General features: G+C 72.4%; 14 protein-coding genes and 1 pseudogene. 9 read left to right on the plus strand and 6 right to left on the minus strand.

Features of this window, described 5'->3' with window-relative positions:
- Window positions 1-16 precede the first annotated feature (16 nt).
- Window positions 17-679, minus strand: a complete 663-nt coding sequence (locus tag ACZ5DS_RS19760) for a response regulator (RefSeq protein WP_468240062.1) — start codon at window positions 677-679, stop codon at window positions 17-19.
- The gene (locus ACZ5DS_RS19765; protein ID WP_468240065.1) at window positions 654-1,826 is read right to left on the minus strand and encodes a sensor histidine kinase; all 1,173 of its coding nucleotides are present in this window, start codon (window positions 1,824-1,826) and stop codon (window positions 654-656) included. The genes ACZ5DS_RS19760 and ACZ5DS_RS19765 overlap by 26 nt, the downstream gene beginning before the upstream one ends.
- Before the next feature lie 176 nt (window positions 1,827-2,002).
- On the opposite strand from ACZ5DS_RS19765, the gene ACZ5DS_RS19770 reads away from it, so the two are divergent.
- Window positions 2,003-4,249: an MMPL family transporter gene (locus ACZ5DS_RS19770; RefSeq protein WP_468240067.1), complete on the plus strand. Its 2,247-nt coding sequence runs from the start codon at window positions 2,003-2,005 to the stop codon at window positions 4,247-4,249.
- Window positions 4,250-4,482: 233 nt separating this feature from the next.
- Window positions 4,483-5,205, plus strand: coding sequence for a flavodoxin family protein (locus ACZ5DS_RS19775; RefSeq protein WP_468240070.1), 723 nt, complete (start codon window positions 4,483-4,485; stop codon window positions 5,203-5,205).
- Here ACZ5DS_RS19775 and ACZ5DS_RS19780 read toward each other — a convergent pair.
- From ACZ5DS_RS19780 to ACZ5DS_RS19795, 4 genes and pseudogenes are all read right to left on the minus strand, one after another.
- Entirely contained in the window at window positions 5,196-6,428 is a 1,233-nt protein-coding gene (locus ACZ5DS_RS19780; protein ID WP_468240073.1) for an SGNH/GDSL hydrolase family protein, read from the minus strand. The genes ACZ5DS_RS19775 and ACZ5DS_RS19780 overlap by 10 nt on opposite strands.
- Window positions 6,425-6,748: pseudogene (locus ACZ5DS_RS19785) on the minus strand (glycoside hydrolase family 95-like protein); the annotation flags it as partial. The pseudogene ACZ5DS_RS19785 and the gene ACZ5DS_RS19780, both read right to left, overlap by 4 nt.
- Before the next feature lie 303 nt (window positions 6,749-7,051).
- Window positions 7,052-8,143 (minus strand): ROK family protein, encoded by a 1,092-nt coding sequence (locus ACZ5DS_RS19790; protein ID WP_468240076.1) that lies wholly within the window; start codon window positions 8,141-8,143, stop codon window positions 7,052-7,054.
- A gap of 29 nt (window positions 8,144-8,172) precedes the next feature.
- Window positions 8,173-9,978, minus strand: coding sequence for a M4 family metallopeptidase (locus tag ACZ5DS_RS19795; protein WP_468240078.1), 1,806 nt, complete (start codon window positions 9,976-9,978; stop codon window positions 8,173-8,175).
- A 313-nt stretch (window positions 9,979-10,291) separates the two neighbouring features.
- On the opposite strand from ACZ5DS_RS19795, the gene ACZ5DS_RS19800 reads away from it, so the two are divergent.
- The 7 genes from ACZ5DS_RS19800 (at window position 10,292) to ACZ5DS_RS19830 (ending at window position 18,859) form a co-directional block, all read left to right on the plus strand.
- Window positions 10,292-11,491, plus strand: coding sequence for a serine hydrolase domain-containing protein (locus tag ACZ5DS_RS19800; protein ID WP_468240081.1), 1,200 nt, complete (start codon window positions 10,292-10,294; stop codon window positions 11,489-11,491).
- Between the two features lie 161 nt (window positions 11,492-11,652).
- Window positions 11,653-12,927, plus strand: a complete 1,275-nt coding sequence (locus ACZ5DS_RS19805; RefSeq protein WP_468240083.1) for a CAP domain-containing protein — start codon at window positions 11,653-11,655, stop codon at window positions 12,925-12,927.
- A gap of 56 nt (window positions 12,928-12,983) precedes the next feature.
- A complete protein-coding gene (locus ACZ5DS_RS19810) occupies window positions 12,984-13,661 on the plus strand; it encodes an AIM24 family protein (protein ID WP_468240086.1) in 678 nt (225 codons plus the stop codon).
- A gap of 152 nt (window positions 13,662-13,813) precedes the next feature.
- A complete protein-coding gene (locus ACZ5DS_RS19815; RefSeq protein WP_468240088.1) occupies window positions 13,814-14,854 on the plus strand; it encodes a tetratricopeptide repeat protein in 1,041 nt (346 codons plus the stop codon).
- Between the two features lie 2 nt (window positions 14,855-14,856).
- Window positions 14,857-15,882, plus strand: coding sequence for a polyprenyl synthetase family protein (locus ACZ5DS_RS19820; RefSeq protein WP_468240356.1), 1,026 nt, complete (start codon window positions 14,857-14,859; stop codon window positions 15,880-15,882).
- A 230-nt stretch (window positions 15,883-16,112) separates the two neighbouring features.
- Complete coding sequence (locus ACZ5DS_RS19825) at window positions 16,113-17,708, plus strand: serine/threonine protein kinase (protein ID WP_468240091.1); 1,596 nt, start codon at window positions 16,113-16,115, stop codon at window positions 17,706-17,708.
- A gap of 116 nt (window positions 17,709-17,824) precedes the next feature.
- Window positions 17,825-18,859, plus strand: coding sequence for a hypothetical protein (locus ACZ5DS_RS19830; RefSeq protein WP_468240095.1), 1,035 nt, complete (start codon window positions 17,825-17,827; stop codon window positions 18,857-18,859).
- Window positions 18,860-18,879 lie beyond the last annotated feature (20 nt).

Below are 18,879 nucleotides of genomic sequence, written 5' to 3' on the forward strand. Positions count from 1 at the left end.
ACAAGGAAGAACCGGTTCAGGATCCCGGGACGATCCGCCGGGTCTCGTAGGCCCACATCGCGATCTCGACCCGGTTGCGGGCGCCGAGCTTGGCCATCAGGCTCGCCAGGTGTGTCTTGACCGTACTCAGGCTGATGCGCAGGGCATCGGCGATCTCGGTGTTGGTCAGCCCCCGGGCGACGGCGAGGAGCACCTGCTCCTCGCGGGCGGTGACGGGGGAGATCGGCTGGGCAGCGGGCCGCCCGGCCGGCAGGTCCGCGAACGCCCGCAGCAGGCGCACGGTGACGCTCGGCGCGATGAGAGCCTCGCCGTCGGCGGCCGAGCGTACGGCCTGGGCCAGCAGCTCCGGTCCGGTGTCCTTGAGCAGGAAGCCGCGGGCGCCCGCGCGCAGGGCGCCGTAGACGTACTCGTCGAGGTCGAAGGTGGTGATCACGACCACGACCAGCGGGTCGGCGACGCCCGGACCGGCGACCAGCCTGGTGGCCTCCAGCCCGTCGAGCCGGGGCATCCGGATGTCGAACAGGCAGACGTCGGGGCGCAGGTCGCGGGCCAGGCCCACCGCCTCCTCCCCGTCGGCTGCCTCGCCGACCACCTCGATGCCGGGCTGGGCGTTCAGCATGATCCGCAGCCCGGTACGGATGATCGCCTGGTCGTCAGCGACGAGAACGCGGATGGACACCGCTGTCCGCCCTTCCCCGTGGCAGTTCGGCTTCGACCTGCCAGCCCTGGTCGGCGCCGGGGCCGGCCCGCAACACCCCGCCGAGCAGGGCGGCGCGCTCACGCAGCCCGGCAAGGCCGTAGCCGTCGCGGCCCCGGCCGACCCGCCCGCCGTCGTCCCGCACACTGACCCGTACCTGGTGCGGCTCCGCGGTGACCCGGACCACGACCTCGGTCGCGCCCACCGCATGCCGCATGGCGTTGGTCACCGACTCCTGCACGACGCGGTAGACGGCCGCGTCCACGGCCGGGGGCAGCGCGTCCAAGTCGCCCTCGAGGCCCAGGTCGACCCGGAGACGAGAACCCGGGGCGCGCACCAGACGCTCCAGATCGGCGACACCGGCCGGCGGCTTCAGCTCGGCGCCTGCCCCGCCGTCGCGCAACGCGGCGACCATGGCTCGCATTTCCTCCAGCGTGCGCGCCCCCTCCTCCTCGACCCCCTCCAGTGCCTCCACGGCAGCGGCCGGGTCCGTGTCCGCGACCACTCGGCCGGCCTGGGCGCGGATCACCATGGCCGAGACGTGGTGGGCCACCGTGTCGTGCAGTTCCCGGGCGAGTCGCTCGCGCTCGCGGGAACGCACCTGCTCCAGTTGCCGCTCGCGAGCGGTCGCCCGGAACCGTACAGACGCCCCGATCACCCCGGGCAGGAGCAGGAAGGCGAAGCCCACGACCTGGTCGACGGCCGGGGTTTCGTCCGTGAGGGCGCACACCGCGAAGCCCGCGAGGACCACCGCGCCGCCCAGCACGATCTCCCGTCCCGATCCCCACCGGGGCAGCGCATACACCAGCACGAGCACGATCAGGCCGGTGTACAGGCCGACCGGCTCCCGCGGGGCGGCCACCAGCGAGGCCACCTGGAGCGCGATCATCGCGGCGAACGCGAGCGCGACCGTCGCCAGCGGGCGGGTCCGGCGCCACAGGGGCAGTACGCACAGCCAGACGGCGAACACGACGGCCACGGGACGCCACACGACGTCCTCCCGCAGGGTGGCCTCCAGCACCACACCGCCCAAGCCGGCAGCGAGCAGCGCCCAGTCCCGCCACACCCGGCCGGGCGGGTCGGGCGGCCGTGGTTCGTTCCACAGGGTTCGCACGTCGTCTCGCAGCACGGTTCTCAGCCTAGGGAGCGCGCCGGGGCGCGCATCGGCCGAAAGGACGGGGCGTCGCTCCGTCCTGGGGTGGACGGATCCGCGGCTCGGGGGCCGATGTCCCGGAGCGACACAGCGGCGAACCTCGGCATCGGCGGCCGCACGGAGGCGGCCGACAAGGTGGTTGGAGGACCCCGATGCTCTCGAAAGCCCTCTCCCGTCTGGGCGCAGGCGCCGCCCGCCATCCGTGGCGGGTGATCGCGGTATGGCTGCTCGCCGCCGCGCTCGCGGTCGTCGCCGCGATCGCCTTCGGCGGGCGGACCGCGGACTCGATGACCGCTCCGGGACTTGACTCCGGGCGGGCCGCGGAGCTGATCGAGCGGGCCGGCACCGGCCAGGACGGGATCACCGCCCAGGTGGTCGTCACCCCCCTCGACAGCGGGGCGACGTTCTTCGACCACGGCAGCGCGCGCACCGCGCTCGTGCGGCTGCAGGCCGAGGTGAGGCGACTGCCGCACGTGCTCGGCACGAGCGACCCGGCCGGGGCGCTCGACGCGGGCGGGAACACAGCCGTGCGCGGCGGCCTGGTCTCGGCCGACGGGCGGATCGCCGTCGTCCGGGTGCAATACCCGGACCAGAGCCGGCTGTCGGCCAAGGACCTCCACGCCCTCGTCGACCTCGGTGACCGGCTGCGCGGTGAGCTGCCCCTGCGCATCGAGATGGGCGGGAACCTCTTCTACGTCTTCTCCGGCTCCGACGGCGGTGCCGGAGAGCTGATCGGCATCCTCGCGGCGGCCGCGATCCTGTTCCTGGCGTTCGGCTCGCTCGTCGCCGCCGCGCTGCCGATCGGCATGGCGGTCTTCGGGCTGACCGTCGGGGTCGCCACGGTGACGGTCCTCGCGGGGATGACGGAGATCCCCACCTTCGCACCGGTCCTGGGCAGCATGGTCGGACTCGGAGTGGGCATCGACTACGCGCTCTTCGTGCTCGCCCGGCACCGGGAGTACCTCGCGCGCGGGATCGAGCCCCACGAGGCAGCCGGGCGCGCGGTGGTCACGGCCGGGCGGCCCGTGGTCTTCGCCGGCGGCACCGTCGTCGTGTCGGTCCTCGGCATGGTGGTCGCGAACGTGCCGTTCATGACGGTGGGCGGGCTCGCGGTCTCGATCGTCGTCCTGATCATGGTGCTCGCGTCGGTGACGCTGCTGCCGGCCTTCCTCGGCGCCGCCGGGACGCGCCTGGCCCGCGCCGGCTGGCTCGTCAGGGCCCTTGGGGCCGGGCGGCCGGGCCGGTTCGGACGGCGGCGGCTCACGGCGGCGGGCGCCGGGCCCGCGTCCGGGTGGCGGCGCTGGGTCGGGCACGTCAACCGGCACCCGGTGCCGTACGCGGTCGGCGCGGCCGCGCTGCTGCTGACGGCGACGCTGCCCGTGCTCGGCCTGCGCGTCGGCCTGCCCGACGACGGCTCGCTGCCGCACAGCCGCACCGAGCGCCGCGCGTACGACCTCGTCACCGAGGGGTTCGGCCCGGGCACCAACGGTCCTCTCGTCATCGCGGCGGACCCTGCCGGTGATCCGGGGATGGTGGACCGGCTCGTCGCGGCGGTCGCGGCGGACCCGGGCATCGCGTCCGTCGCGCCGGCCCGGGTCGACGGGCCCACGGGGATCGCGACCCTCGTGGTGTTCCCGACCACCGGCCCGCAGGAGCGGGCCACGGCAGACACCGTCACCCGGCTGCGCAGCGACGTTCTGCCCACCGTGGTCGGGCGGGGCCCGGCCAGGGCCCATGTCGGCGGCGCGGCGGCGAGCCTGTCCGACGTGGGCCGACGGACCAGCGGGCGCCTGCCGGTGTTCGTCGCCGCCGTGCTGGCGCTGTCGTTCCTGCTGTTGATGCTGGTCTTCCGCTCGATCCTCGTGCCGCTCAAGGCGGTGCTGCTGAACCTGCTGAGCATCGGCGCGGCCTACGGCATCATGGTCGCGGTGTTCCAGTGGGGCTGGGGAGGCGCACTGATCGGGCTGGAGACGACGGTTCCGATCGTGTCGTTCATCCCGATGTTCCTGTTCGCGATCCTGTTCGGTCTGTCGATGGACTACGAGGTGTTCCTCCTGTCGCGGGTGCGCGAGGAGTACGTGCGCACCGGCGACAACAGCACGGCGATCGTGCAGGGCGTCGCGGGGACCGCCCGGATCATCACGTCGGCCGCCCTCATCATGGTGGCGGTGTTCCTGTCCTTCGCCGTCGCCGAGGATCCCTCGACCAAGATGTTCGGGCTCGGCCTGGCCGCCGCGATCTTCATCGACGCCACGATCGTCCGCATGGTGCTGGTGCCGGCGACGATGACGCTCCTCGGCCGGGCCAACTGGTGGCTGCCGAGGTGGCTGGACCGGATACTCCCCCGAGGCCCGGCCGGCGGCGAGACACCGCGCGAGAAGGCACCGCAGCACGCGTGATCGCCGCGTAGCGCACCGCTTCGACCGGATCGAAGAGCCGCGCGCCCGGCCGGCCGGAGCAGCGTCCGTGGCGCCCGGCCCGGCCCGGACGAGCAGATCCTCGCGGGTCACACTCACGGCCGAACGATGACAGATAGGGGACAATCTGTGACAAACAGGGCTCCACGCGGAAAGCTGCGCCTGGGTCCGTCCCCCTTCCAGGGCGGACCGCCGCCTCACCCGAAGGAGCCGCTGTGAACGCCGCCGACGACAGCTACCGCTTCGACGACCTCACCGCCCTGTTCATCAACTGCACCCTCAAGCCGTCCCCCGAGCTCAGCCACACCCAGGGGCTGATCGACAGGAGCGCGGGGATCATGATGTCGCGCGGGGTCACCACATCCGAGGTCCGAGCCGTCGACCATGACATCGCCCCCGGTGTGTACCCCGACATGACCGAGCACGGCTTGGCGACCGACGAGTGGCCCGCGCTGTACGAGCAGGTGATGGCCGCCGACATCCTGGTGATCGCCGGACCGATCTGGCTGGGTGACAACAGCTCGGTGACCAAGCGGGTGATCGAGCGTCTCTACAGCTGTTCGGGACTTCTCAACTCCCGTGGCCAGTACGCCTATTACGGCCGCGTCGGCGGATGTCTGATCACCGGCAACGAGGACGGCGTGAAGCACTGTGCGATGAACGTCCTCTACAGCCTCCAGCACCTCGGCTACACGATCCCGCCCCAGGCGGACGCGGGCTGGATCGGCGCGGCGGGACCCGGGCCGTCGTACCTGGACCCCGGCTCGGGCGGCCCGGAGAACGATTTCACCAATCGCAACACCGCCTTCATGACCTGGAATCTGATGCACCTGGGGGCCATGCTCAAGCGCACCGAGGGCATCCCCGCCCACGGCAACCAGCGCTCGGAGTGGGACGCGGGCTGCCACCTCGACGCGCCCAACCCCGACTACCGGTGAGCCCGGCCCCCGCAGTCGAGGCCGGCCAGGTCGACGGAGTCGGCCATGGCCTGCATGCCCTTGTCGTTGGGGTGCAGATGGTCGCCGTTGTCGAAGAAGGGCAGGATCCGTTCGGGGTCGTAGGGGTTGCGCAGGGTGTGGTCGAAGTCGGCGACCGCGTCGAACTCCCCGCTGGTGCGGATGAACCGGTTGACGCCCTGGCGTACGGCCTCGGCGGCCGGGTTCCACTCGTACCAGCCCTTGAAGGGGCCGACGGTCGCGGCGACCACGCACGTCCCGGCCGCGTGGGCGTGCTGGACGATCTGCCGGTATCCGGCGATCAGATCCGTGACGGTGACGCCGCTGTGGGCCTTGATGTCGTTGACCCCCTCGAAGAGGAAGACGGTCCGCACGCCGGGCTGGGCGAGGACATCCCGGTCCAGTCGGTGCTGGGCGCTCTGCCCAGCGCCGTCCGCGAGCACCTTGTTGCCGGAGATCCCCTCGTTGGCGACACCCTTGACGGTCGCGCCGGCGGTGCTCAGGCGCCGGGCCAGATAGTCGGGCCAGCGCCGGTCGAGGTCGGCGGTGGACTGCCAGCCGTCGGTGATGGAGTCGCCGAGGGCCGCCACGGCAACGGTTGCGGTGCCGGAGGGGCGTACGGAGACGGCGTCGAGGTACCACCAGGAGCCGGTCACCCCCGTCCAGTTGGCCGCCGACTCCTCGGCTGTGTGGTCTCCGTCGGTGACGTACGACGTCTGCATCGCCATGCCGTGCCCGGTGGCCGGGCCCGCCGCGTCCGGGGTGTGGAGGCTGACGATCAGGTTCGCGGCGGCGGGGATCCTGCCAGGCAGGGTGTCACTCCATGCGACGGCGCCTGCCGGGATGGTGACCGTGCGGGCTCCGCCGAAGGTCAGCCGCCGGTTGGTACCCGGCTTCAGCGCGGCACCCTGGCTCTGCAGACCGGCGTACACGCTGTCCAGGGTCAGCGGGCGGTCGCCGAAGGCGTTGGACAGGCGGACGCGCAGGTCGCTGCCGCCGACGCTGGTGTGTACGACGAGCCGGTAGCCGCGGTCGGCGCCGCCCTCGCCCAGGCGGTCGGCGCTTGCCGCCCAGGTGACGACTGCGGAGGCGGGCGTGGTGGCCTCGGGCAGGGGGGCGGCGGCCTGGGCGGGCAGGGTCTGGCAGGCGACGGCCGCCAGGAGGGCGGCGGCTATCCGGCGGACGCGCCCGAGCCGGCCGGTCACCGGGCGAGGTCCTTCAGCGTGACGGACTCGCCGGGCTTGAGGCGGACCGTCCGGGACGTGCCTGCGTACCCCACGGAGGTCATGGTCCCGCCGACGCTGCGGATCCGCACCTCGATGGGTTTCCCGTCCTTCCAGCGCAGGTCGACGAGGAAGCCGCCGCGGGCGCCGGCGCCGGTGAGCGAGCCGGAGGCGGCCCAGGCGTCCGGCAGCGCGGGCAGCAGTTCCAGGTGGCCGGGGCGGGAGTACAGGAGCATCTCCGCCACGGCGGCCGGGGTGCCGAAGTTGGCGTCGATCTGGAAGATGCCCCGGCCCTTCTCGACTACGGTGCCGGCGCGCAGGCCCCCTGTTCCACCGGAGTCATGGGCCAGGGCCTCCCTGCCACCTCTGGCCGTACCGACCTGGCCAGGTCGCGTAGGGAACCGGCCTCCCGGGCTCGGATCACGCACATGATGCGTGCCGCCGCCCCGGGGTCGAGTACTCCGGGGACCAGTGCGCCCAAGACCGTGGCCAGGCCCGTGGTCAGGGCCAGGACGACCGCGGCTCTGAGCCCGCGTGCGGGCAGGACGGGGTACGAGGGTGACCACATGGGCCGTACCTCCTGGGTGGGTTCGGGTCGGGGCGGCTCAGCCCTTTCCGCTGGGGGGAGTCGAGGTGATGAAGGACTGGATCGCGGCGGCTGCGGCGCCGCGGGCCCACTCCTCGAAGGGGAGCGGGCGGGTCTGTACGTCGCACTGTGCGGCGGAGCCGAAGGCGGCCGCGGTGAAGGCGTCGCGGATGTGATCGGCGAAGAGGTCGTAGGCGGCCAGGCCCTCGCCGGAGATGATCACGCGCTCGGGTCCGAGCAGGTTGGCCACGGTGGCGACGCCCCGACCGATGGCCTCCCCCGCCCGCGCGTAGACCTCGCGGGCTCCGGGGACGCCCTGGTGGGCGAGTTCCACCGCCTCGGCGGTGTCGGCGATGTGACGGCCCGTCACCTCGCGGATACGAGCGACGATCGCGGCGTCCCCGGCGACCGCCTCCACGCAGTCACGGTTGCCGCAGTGGCAGAGCGGGCCGGAGGGGTCGATGACGACATGGCCGATCTCGCCCGCCACGCCGTGCGCGCCCGCGACCACCTGTCCGTGGACGACGAGTCCGCAGCCGACGCCGGCGCCGGCGCCCACGGTCACCACGGCGAAGTCGCTGAGGCCCGCCCCGGCGCCGAACCACTGCTCGGCGACGGTCAGCGCGCGTACGTCGTTGTCGACGATCGTCGACAACCCGCAGGTCACTGCGGCGAGTTCGGCGAGCGGTACGTCCCGCCACTCCAGGAAGGGCGAGTAGCGCACCACGCCCTCGGCCCGGTCGACGTCGCCGGCGACGGCGACGGCGATGCCGAGCCCGAGGACCGGCGTGCCCGACTCGGCGGCGTGGCCGAGGAGTTCCTGCACGAGGCCGGCGATCGAGGCCAGCACCTTGCGGGGCGACCGGTCCGGCAGGGGGACGCGCCGGGCCAGGCGGATACGGCAGCACAGGTCGGTCAGTACGGCGATCAGTTCGCCGCCGGTCGCCTTCACGCCGATGAACAGCGCCCGTTCGCCGTTGACCCGGACCAGGTTGGCGGGCCGGCCGAGGGTGGCTCGGGCATTCCGCTGCCAATAAAAGAAACAGTGGTTGTTGCGGGGGCATTTGAAGAGGGCTCCGGACATGCGGATGCCCCGCGCGAGGCGGGGCATCCGGTGGTGCTGGTGCGCGCTGCCGTCCGTCAGTGGCGGGCGGCCGGCGTGTTGGCGGCGGTGACGTTGACCGCGGCCCACGCCTTGTCCACCGTCTTGTACTCGGTGCTGCTCGCGCCGTACAGGTCCTTGGCCGCCTTCAGCGTCGCGACGCGCGCGTCGTGGAAGTCGGTGGTGGAGACCATGTAGCGGGTCAGGGCACGGTAGAAGATGGCCGTGGCCTTGGTGCGGCCGATGCCCTTGACCGTGGACCCGTCGTAGGTCGGCGAGTCGTAGTGGACGGTGCCGATCGTCTTCTTGCCACTGCCCTCCGCGAGGAGGTAGTAGGCGTGCGAGGAGACACCGGAACCGGCGTGCACCTCGGTGTAGTACGTGTCCGGCGACCAGTAGTCGATCGTGCGCTCGAGCTTGTCGAGCGAGGGGTGGTCGAGGCGGCGCAGGAACTTCTGGTCCAGGCCCATCTTCTCGCCGACCAGGTAGTCCGGGGTGTCCTTGGCGTTCTTGGCGTAGAACTCCACGTTGGAGCCGAAGATGTCCGCGATGGACTCGTTGAGCGCGCCGGGCTCACCGTACTGGTTGCCGCGGCTGTCGACGATGGTCGGCTCCAGCTTCGCGGTCGCCTCCACCACGCCGTGGGTCAGCTCGTGGCCGGTGACGTCGAGGACGACGAGCGGCTTCTTGAAGACCCGGCCGTCACCGTCGCCATACAGCATGCAGTTGCATTTGGGATCCCAGAAGGCGTTGCCGACCTTCTTGCCCCAGTGGACCATGCCCTGGGCGGCCTTGCTGTTGTTGGCTATGCCCTTGCGGCCGAAGGCGCTCTTGTAGAAGTCGAGCGTCTTGGTGATGCCGTACTGGGCGTCCGCGGCGGCACTGGCACGGCTGGTGGTCAAGCCGTTGCCCCACACGTTGGTGGTGTTGGTGAACTTCGTGCCCGCGCTGAACTTCTCCGTGCGCGAGCCCTTGGCGTCCCGCGTCTCGGTGCCGTACCGGTACGGGTCCTTGAGCTGGTAGTGGCCACGCGAGGTCGCCGTCGTGCTCAGGCCGACGGTGCCCACGAAGAGGGTCTTGCCGGTGCCCTTCGCGGGCGACGGGTAGCGCGTGACACCGGAGACGCCCGAGCCGCCCGAGCCGAGCAGGCCGGCGGCGGCGCTGGAGCCGGTACCGAGGGCCGGGTCGGCGGTCTCACCGCGCTTGCGCAGCGCATCGAGCACCTTCGGCGACAGGAACTGGTCCGCGTCGGGGGTGTTGCTGCGCACCTTGCCGGTGACGGCGTCGATGACGACCGTGCGGGAGGCGCCGTCGGCGGAGCTGCTGCCCGTCACCGGCACCTGGTAGGCGAGGGCGGAGGCACCGTCGCGGGCGTCCACCACCAGCTCGGCGTCGCCCGCGTCACCCTTGGCGACCTGGGCGGCCTTCGCTGCGGCCTGGCCCGCAGTCAGCTTGGCCTCGGCGGTGGCGGGCTTGACGGACTGGTCGGCCGCACGGGTGACACCCGTGTAGGCCAGCTGCCGGTTCAGGTGGACGATGAGGTCGCCACCGAGCACCGGCATTCCGTTGTGGGTGCGGACGAAGCGGACGTGGCGCGCGCCCTCGGGGTCGATCATCACGTCCTGGGCGTGGAGTTCGTCGCCCTGCGAGACACCCGTCGCCGCGGTGTGGGCGAAGGCCGCGGTGTGCGCCGCCTCCACCACCACCGTGGCGGTCGAGGCGGCGGAAGCGGCGGACCGCTCCGACCCCGTGGAGGTCCCCGCGAAGGCCGTACCGGCCAGGCCCGTGGCAGCCGTCGTCACCGCGACGGCGACCGCCACGCTGCGTATGTGCGGTCTACGCAATCTGATCAGGGTTCCTTCGTTCGAAGGCAGCCGGGAGCAACCAACCGCCTTGAGACATAGCGCTGTTGAGCGCCATGAGGGCTGGTCGGGCCCCCGAGGGACAACCCTTACGGATCGGTCATGCACACGTAAAGATGGAATGATCCATTTCGCGGTTTTCTATGACAATCCTTTACGAATGCGCGCCACAGAGTGATCGCTGGTGGACCAACTGTGTGTCGACTGTGGAGACGTTGCCTCGATCCTCTAGGTTCCCAGGCCGGAGTGTGACCGAAATCGCATCAAAAACTGCAAGGATGGGAGTGAGAACCGGATGGTCTCAACAAGGGTGGGTAGGGGTGCGGTCCTCGGAGCGGTCGTGCTGTCGCTGGTCGCGGTCCCGGCGCGGGCCGCGACAGGAGTGGCGGACGCCCCTGCACCGACGGCGCTTCCGGCGCCCGACACGAAGGGCCTGGACGCGGTGCTGCGCTCCGCGGTGGCACAGGGCGCGCCCGGCGCGCTGGCCCGCATCGACGACAACGGCACGACGTACCGGATGACGCGGGGAGTCGCCGACCGCAGCACGCGCGAGGGCATCAGCGCCGACGACCGCTTCCGCGTCGGCAGCGTCACCAAGTCCTTCTCGACCGTCGTCCTGCTGCAACTGGCCGACGAGCACCGGCTGGACCTGGACGCCCCGGTCAACCGGTACCTGCCCAGGCTGCTGCCCGACGACCGCATCACGGTCCGGCACATCCTGAGCCACCGCAGCGGCCTGTACGACTACAGCAACGACATGTTCGCCAAGACCGTGCCCGGCTTCGAGGCGGTACGGAACAGGGTCTTCACCTACCAGCAGCTGGTGAAGCTCTCCCTGAAGAAGGCCCGCACCAACGCGCCCGGCGCCGCCTACTCCTACTCCAACACGAACTTCGTCGTCGCGGGCATGCTCATCGAGAAGCTCACCGGGCAGTCCGTGAAGACGGCGTACGAGGACCGCATCGTCAAGCCGCTGAAGCTGCGGGACACCTTCTACGTCCACCCCGACACCAGGATCCCGGGCCGGTACACCCGCGGCTACCTCACCCCGGACACGCCGGGCGCCGAGCTGGTCGACGCGACCGGCCAGACGGCGTCCTGGGCGCAGAGCGCGGGCGCCATCATCTCCAGCGCGAAGGATCTGAACACGTTCTACTCCGCGCTCCTCGGGGGCAAGCTGCTCTCCAAGGCACGGCTCGCGGAGATGGAGCAGTTCAAGCGGGTCAACACAACGACGTCGTACGGGCTCGGGCTCCGGCGTCGCGAGCTGTCCTGCGGGATCTCGGTGTACGGCCACACCGGGGCGGTGCAGGGGTACTACACCTACGCGTTCGCCACGAAGGACGGCAAGCGCAGTCTGACGGCTGTCGCCAACACGTCCAACAACTCGAAGGTGCTCAGCACGATGGGCGGTGCGTTGGAGTCTGCGTTCTGCGGCAAGACGGCGCTGCGCCGCTCGGCTGGTGAGGAGCTCGGTGGGGACATGAAGGAGTAGAGGCTCCGTTGTCGGGTGCGGGTGCGGGTGCGTGGGGGCTGGTCGCGCCCACGCGGCGGAGCCGCCTGGCGACACAGCCCCGCACCCCTCTTCTGGGCACCTGGCCGTGCGCCTCACCAGTTGCCGGAACTTGGCCGACCCCGTCGTACGTTCCCTGCTCTGTGACGAGCGAGCTGGTTTCCGGTGGGAATCTGGCCCTGCCCGGTGGCGCGCTGCGGCTGCGGGTCGCCGGGCCCTTCGATGTGTCCGCCCTCGTCACGGACGCGGGCGGGAAGGTCCGGGGTGACGGTGACTTCGTGTTCTACAACCAGCCGGAGGCGCCCGGTGTGCGGCTGCGCGGGGACGGCCTCGCCGTCGATCCGGCGCGGCTGCGGCCCGGCGCGACCCGGGTCACGGTGGCGGTCAGCGCGGCCGAGCCGGGCACACCGCTCGGCCGGCTGCCCGCACCCCGGCTGGACGTCACCGATCGCTCCGACCGCCCGATTGCCCGGTTTGCCCCCACTCGCCCGGATCGGGAGACCGTCCTGTTGCTGGCCGAGCTGTACCAGCGGGGTACCGGCTGGAGGCTGCGGGCGATCGGGCAGGGATACGCCGACGGGCTGGCGGGGCTGGCCCGGGACTTCGGGGTGACCGTCGCCGACGACGGTCCGCAGCCGGTCCCCGCCCCGGATTCCGACGGGTTCCTCGGACTGGTCAACTCTGCCCGTGCGCAGGCCGGTTCTCCTCCGGTGGCGCTGGACGCGCGGCTCGCCTCCGCCGCCCGGGCGCACGCCGTGGCGATGGCGGCCATGGGGCGGCTCGCGGCGGAGGCGCCGGACGGCGTGTCGGTCCATCAGCGGATCAGCGCCACCGGATACACGTACGTCACCGTCGGCGAGCACCTCGTCTCCGGACCGCGTACCCCGGCCGAGTTCGTCGATCACTGCCTGCGCACCGGCAAGGCCCGGCGCACGCTCCTCGGCGCGGCCTTCACCCAGGTCGGCCTGGCCGGCGCCGATGCGGGCGACCGGTACTGGACGGCGCTGTGGGCCAGGCCCCTCACGCCGGGCGAGTTGTCGCGGACGGCTGCCGAGGTCGTCGCGCTGACCAACGCCGAGCGCGCGCGGGCCGGACTGCCTCCCCTGGCGGCCGATGCGCCGCTCACCCGGGCCGCGCAGGCGCACTGTGCGGACATGGTGGCCCGCGACTTCTACGCGCACATCGCACCGGACGGCAGCCGGCCCTGGGACCGGGCCGCGGCCGCGGGCTCGCGCCGGCGCACCATCGGCGAGAACATCGCCTGCGGGCAGCGCTCTCCCGCCGAGGTGGTGGACGGCTGGATGAACAGCCCGGGGCACCGCGCGAACATCCTCACAGCGGAGTTCACCCACATCGGCGTCGGCTTCACCGGCGGCGGCCGGGCGGGCACGTACTGGGCCCAGCTGTTCGGTGGCTGAGCGGGCACGTTCCGTGATCTTGGCGGAATGACACCTTCCGGGACACCATGCCCCGCATGAAGGGTGACCTCTTTTCCAGCGAGCATGTGGTGCAGCCGGCCGTCGAGCCGGGCATGTCCATCGAGAACACCAAGTGCATCAAGTACGCCGTGAACGGCGAGATGCACGCCCGCCAGGGCGCGATGATCGCCTACCGCGGCGGCCTCCAGTTCGAGCGCAAGGGCCAGGGTGTGGGCGGCATGCTCAAGCGTGCGGTCACCGGTGAGGGGCTGCCGCTGATGGCGGTGCGCGGGCAGGGCGAGGTGTGGTTCGCGCACGAGGCGCAGAACTGTTTCATCGTCGAGGTGGAGCCGGGCGACCAGTTCACCGTCAACGGCCGCAACGTCCTGTGCTTCGACTCCTCGCTGTCGTACGAGATCAAGACCGTGAAGGGCTCGGGCATCGCCGGCGGCGGCCTGTTCAACAGCGTGTTCAGCGGACACGGCCGGCTCGGCCTGGTCTGCGAGGGCAACCCGCTGGTCATACCGGTATCGCCCCAGCAGCCGGTGTACGTGGACACGGACGCGGTGGTCGGCTGGACCGCGCACCTGCAGACCTCCCTGCACCGCTCCCAGTCGATCGGCTCGATGCTGCGCGGCGGCTCCGGCGAGGCCGTACAGCTGATGCTCCAGGGCGAGGGGTTCGTCGTGGTGCGGCCGAGCGAGGCAACTCCGCAGAAGGTGCAGCAGCACTGACGCCCCGTGAGGTGATCTGCGCCTCACAGGCAACCCTCTTGGCCGTACCCGCGTCTTGACCGACAACAGACCAAGCCCTGGCCCCCGGGTCAGGGCATATTTTCGGCGCACTATACACACCATGTATACACGTCGTGTATAGAAAGGCATGCATGTACGGCAAGGCTTTCGCCCCGGAGTACCAGGGCGCCCTCACCACCCTGTCCGTGAACTCCTCGCTGGTCGACGTGCTGGCCGAGGGCACCGAGCGGCTGCGCGAGGCCGAGCGGTCCGGCCGCCCCGACGAGGCGGCCCGCTGCGGGCTCGCCGTCGCCGAGGCGCACCGACGGCTCGGCCAGGTGCGGGACGCCGACCGGGCCTGGAAGGCGAGCTACCGGTCCGCCCGGGAGGCCGGGGACACGGCCGCGATGGCGTGGGCGCTGTGGAGCGGCGGCACCCTCGCCCGGCAGCGCGGCGCCTTCCCGCTGGCATGGCGGCTGCTCGGGCTCGCGGCCGAACTCGGCGAGCAGGGCGGCGACATCGTTGTCCGCGGCTACTCGCTGGCGGGCCTCGCGGAGACCGGGCGCATCCAGGGCGACTACGAGGCGGTCGGACGGCTGCACGAGCAGCTGCTGGCCGAGGCCCGCAGGCGCGGCGAGGCCCGGCACACGGTGTGGGCGCTGGAGGGCATCGCGCAGATGCACCGCAACACCGGCGACCACGACCGGGCGTACGCCCTCTTCGAGGAGGCGGCGGAGATAGCCGGGCGGGCCGAGGACCATCGCGGCCACGCCTGGGCGCTGCGCGGACTCGCCGACGTCCTGTCGGTCCGCGACCAGGACACGGAGCGGGCACTGGAACTGCTCTCTCGGGCGGAGGCCACCTGCCGCGCGATGAACCTGTCCAGCGCGCTCGCCTACAACCACAAGATGCGCGGCAACGTCTTCTACCGCGCCAGGCGCTACACCGAGGCCCGGGACCTGTACGAGCTGGCCCTGGAGGAGTTCCGCGCGATGAGCGAGCCGCGCGGCGAGGCGCTGGCCCGCCTGGGCCTGGCCAAGTCGCTGGCCCGCCTCGGCCGCGACCGCGCCGAGACGGCGGCCGAACTCGCCGACCTGGCCCGGGTGCTGGAGCGCGGCGGACTCCGGCACGCGCGGGCGATGGTGACCCGGGCACAGCAGGAGTTCGGTCTGACCGCGGAGGTCGTACGGTGACCATGCCCTCCTCGGCGGTGCAGGCACCGCCCTCGGCCCCCGACATCCTCGACCGCTGCCGCGAGCTGGTGCGCCCCGCGCTGGCGGAGGCCGTGGGGCGGCTGCATCCGTGGGTGGCCGAGATGGCCGTGTACTCCTTCGGCTGGTGCGAGGTCGGCGGCGCGCCTGCCGCCGCACCGGGCGGCAAGGGCGTACGGCAGGCGCTGGCGGTGCTGGGCGCGCGGGCGGCGGGCGACGACGGGCGGGCCGGGGTCCCGGCGGCGGTCGCGGTGGAGCTGGTGCACGCCTTCTCCCTGCTGCACGACGACATCATGGACGGCGATACGACCCGACGCCGCCGACCCGCGGTGTGGAAGGCGTACGGCACGGGGCCCGCGGTCCTCGCCGGGGACGCCCTGTTCGCGCTGGCTGTGGAGACCCTGGCCGCCGCGCCGGGAGGTCCCGGTGCCGTGCGGATGCTCTCCACAGCCCTGGCCGACCTGGTGCGCGGGCAGGCCGACGACCTGCTGTTCGCCGCGCGGCCGTTCAGCGGGCCGCAGCGGGTGACGGCCGAGGAGTACCGGGCGATGGCCGAGCACAAGACGGGTGCGCTGCTCGGCTGTGCCGCGGCGCTGGGAGCCAGGCTCGGCGGGTCTCCGGAGCCGGCCGTGGCCGCGCTGGACCGCGCCGGACGGCATCTGGGCGTCGCCTTCCAGCTGGTGGACGACGTGCTGGGCATCTGGGGCGACCCGGCGGTCACCGGCAAGCCGGTGGGCGGCGATCTGCGGGAGCGGAAGAAGACCTTCCCCGTCCTCGCCGCACTCGGCTCCCCCGCGGGCCGTCACCTGCCCACGCTCCTGGACTCCCCCGGCCGGAGCGCGGAGGCGGCCGCGCTGGTCGAGGAGGCGGGCGGCCGCACGGCGGCTCTGGCCGAGGCCCGCGGTCACACGGCTGCCGCCCGGGCCCTGCTCGCCGAGCTGCCGTCGGCCGCCGGCGCCGTCGACGAGCTGCGCACCCTGCTGGACTTCCTGGTGGGCCGCGAGCTCTGACACCGTGTGGGCCATGCGCGTCCCCGCGGGTCGACGTTCGGCGCACCCGGGCATTTACCGTCGGTAACCCACAGGTCGACGCCCGGCCGTGCGCCGTTTTCCCAAACTCGCAAGCCCTTTCGAAGATTTGAATAAAAGGCAGGAAGGGCCCGGAGTTTGGGATTCTTTGAACGCACCCGGGAGCGTCCCGCGTACCTGTGAGCAAGACGAGGCAGGGGTTCCAGCGAGGGATGACAATGGTCAAGGCGCACGTCTCCGCACACCAGTTGGTCGCCGGCCGGTACCGGCTCCTTGAGGTCTTCTCCCGCGAGACGAACCGGCTGTGGTGGTACGCCGAGGACGTGACGGCCAACCAGCCCCGCCTGGTGGCACAGACCGCCCTTCCGGAGTCCTCCGACGCGGACACCGTGCGCCGCGCCACGGCCCGGGTCGTCCGGACGTCCGAGATCATGCGGCTGCTGTGTCCCGGGCAGGTCGCCACCGTCGTCGACGCCGTCGCGGAGGCGGGCACCCTGTGGACGGTCACCGACTGGATCGAGGGCACTCCTCTCGGGGAACTCCTCGACCGCGAGGGCCCGTTCAACCCGGTGCGGGCGGCACGGATCGGCCTCGAACTCCTCGCCGTGCTCCAGGCCGCCCACGACGAGGGCATCACCCACGGCGAGCTGAGCCCCGGCCAGGTCTTCGTCCGGGACGCGGGGCCGGTCGTGGTGGCCGGGTTCGGGCTGGCGGGCGCGACCCTGGCCCCGAGGCTCACGGCACCGTCGTACGCCTCGCCGGAACAGGCCCGCGACGAGCGCATCGGACCGGCCGCCGACCTGTGGGCGCTGGGCGCGATCCTCTACACGATGGTCGAGGGCCGCCCGCCGTTCCGGGACCGGGGCCGCCCCGACGCCACCCTGAAGGCCGTGGACCGGCTGCCGCTGCGCGCCCCGCTGCGCACCGGCCCGCTCACCCAGGCCGTCCAGGGGCTGCTGCGCAAGAACTCCCGGGAGCGGCTGAGCCGGCCGGTGGTCCGCGAGGCCCTGAGCCGGGCCCTCGACGAGGACGCCGAGGCGGACCGGCGCGCCGCGCCCGTGCCCCGGCTGCGCAGCGCCTATGCGGCCGTACGGCACGCGGGCCCGGTACGGAGCAGACGCATGATGGCGGCCGGGACCGCGCTGGCCGCCGTGACCGTCACGGCCGCCGTCCTGGCCGCGACCGACCGGCTGCCCGGCACCTCCACCGCCGCCGCGCCCTCCCGGCCGACCGCCACGGCCGCCCCACCGGCCGGCCGCACCGAGAACAACCCCCCGGGCCGGAGCGCCGGTCCCGGCGCGAGCCCGAGCGCCACCGCCTCCGCGTCCCCGTCGACGCCGTCGCTGCCTGCCGGCTACCACCGCTACACCGCCCCGGAGGGCTTCTCCGTGGCCCTGCCGGACGGCTGGAAGCGGCTGACCGTCTCGCGTGTGGCCGGCGCCTACCGCATCACCTTCGGCACCGACGGCGCCTCCCCCACCCTGGCCGTCACCCACAGCGAGGATGCCGGCCCGGATCCGGTCGCCGTGTGGCGCGACGACGTCGAACCGGATCTGGAACGGCTCCCCGGCTACCACCAGGTCGGCGCCGTCCAGGCCACCACCTACCAGGGGCACAAGGCCGCCGACCTGGAGTGGCTGTCCGGGTCCGGCGACGCACAGGTGCACACCTTCGGGCGCGGATTCCTGCTCGGCGGCGGGCGCAGCTTCTCCCTGCGCTTCACCACACCGGCCGGGGCGTGGGACGACTCCGCCAACCGGCTCGCGCTGAAGACCTTCCTGCAGACCTTCCGCGAGACGAAGAGCTGACCGGCGCCTCCGGCCGGGGCCGTCAAAGCAGAGCCAATGGGTCGATATAGGCTTTCTGACTGCACTCGCGCACCCGAGTGCAGTCCCGCACCGACCTGCCTCCAGGAGAGCCATCCGTGACCCTTGCGATCGACCCGTCCGAGACGTCCGCCCCGGCCGCGGCGCCCCTGTCCGACCTCGTGGCGCGCGACGCACGCGAGTTCGGCGTCTACGCGCGCACCGGCGGCTGGGCCTTCGCACTGATGGTGGCGCGCAGCGTACGGCCGGGCGGGCAGGCGGCCGGTGAGACGCCGAAGGTGTCGGCCAAGGAGTTCGCCGGGCTGGCCGACTGCTCGCCCGAGCGGGTCATGCGCTACTACAAGGCCTGGGACCGCGCGGCCGACGACGGTCTCGTCCCGCACTTCGAGGCCCTCCAGCCGGGCCAGGACGTCGAACTCCCCGACGCCGACGTGTGGCTGAGCTACTACGTCTCCCGCAACAGCGCCACCTCCGAGCGCGGCACCGCGATCGCCGAGGCCGCCGCGGCCGAGGGCATCCGCCCCACCAAGGCTCTCGAGGTCGCCGAGAACCCCACCGCGCTGCGCGCCGCGATCCTCGCCGACCCCTCCACCGCCCGGGCCGCCCGCTCCGCCCTGCTGGACCGGCTGAAGGAGGACCCGGACCTCCAGGCCGACCTGGCGCGGGACGTCGTACGCACCGACGACCTGAAGAAGGCCGTGGCGAGCGAGAGCCGCGCGGCCGACCGGATCGGCTACGTCCGACAGATCGCCGAGTCGGGGCAGATCAAGACCCCGGCCGGGCAGACCGTGGACGCGCCCGCCGAGCTGCGCGCGGTGGCCGAGCGGCACCTGTCGCTGATCGACGAGCTGGAGGACGGCGAGGACACCGGCGAGTGGGCCACCGAGGCCTACGACACCATGAAGACCCTCGTCGCCGAGACGGTCGAGACCGACCCCGAACTGCGCGTCCAGGAGAAGCGGACGAAGTTCTACAGCAGCCTGCAGAAGGCGACCCGCGCGTTCGAGGAGCTGACCTTCGACGACGCCCAGGACTTCTACGAGGACGACATGGTCCAGCGCCTGGAGGACCTCCAGCAGGCCATCGGCACCTGCCTGGCCGCGCTGCGCGGAGCCCGCGGGGGCCAGTCGTAGGGGACGGCGGAGGTCCTCAG

It is taken from the genome of Streptomyces sp. NPDC031100 (assembly GCF_055570785.1).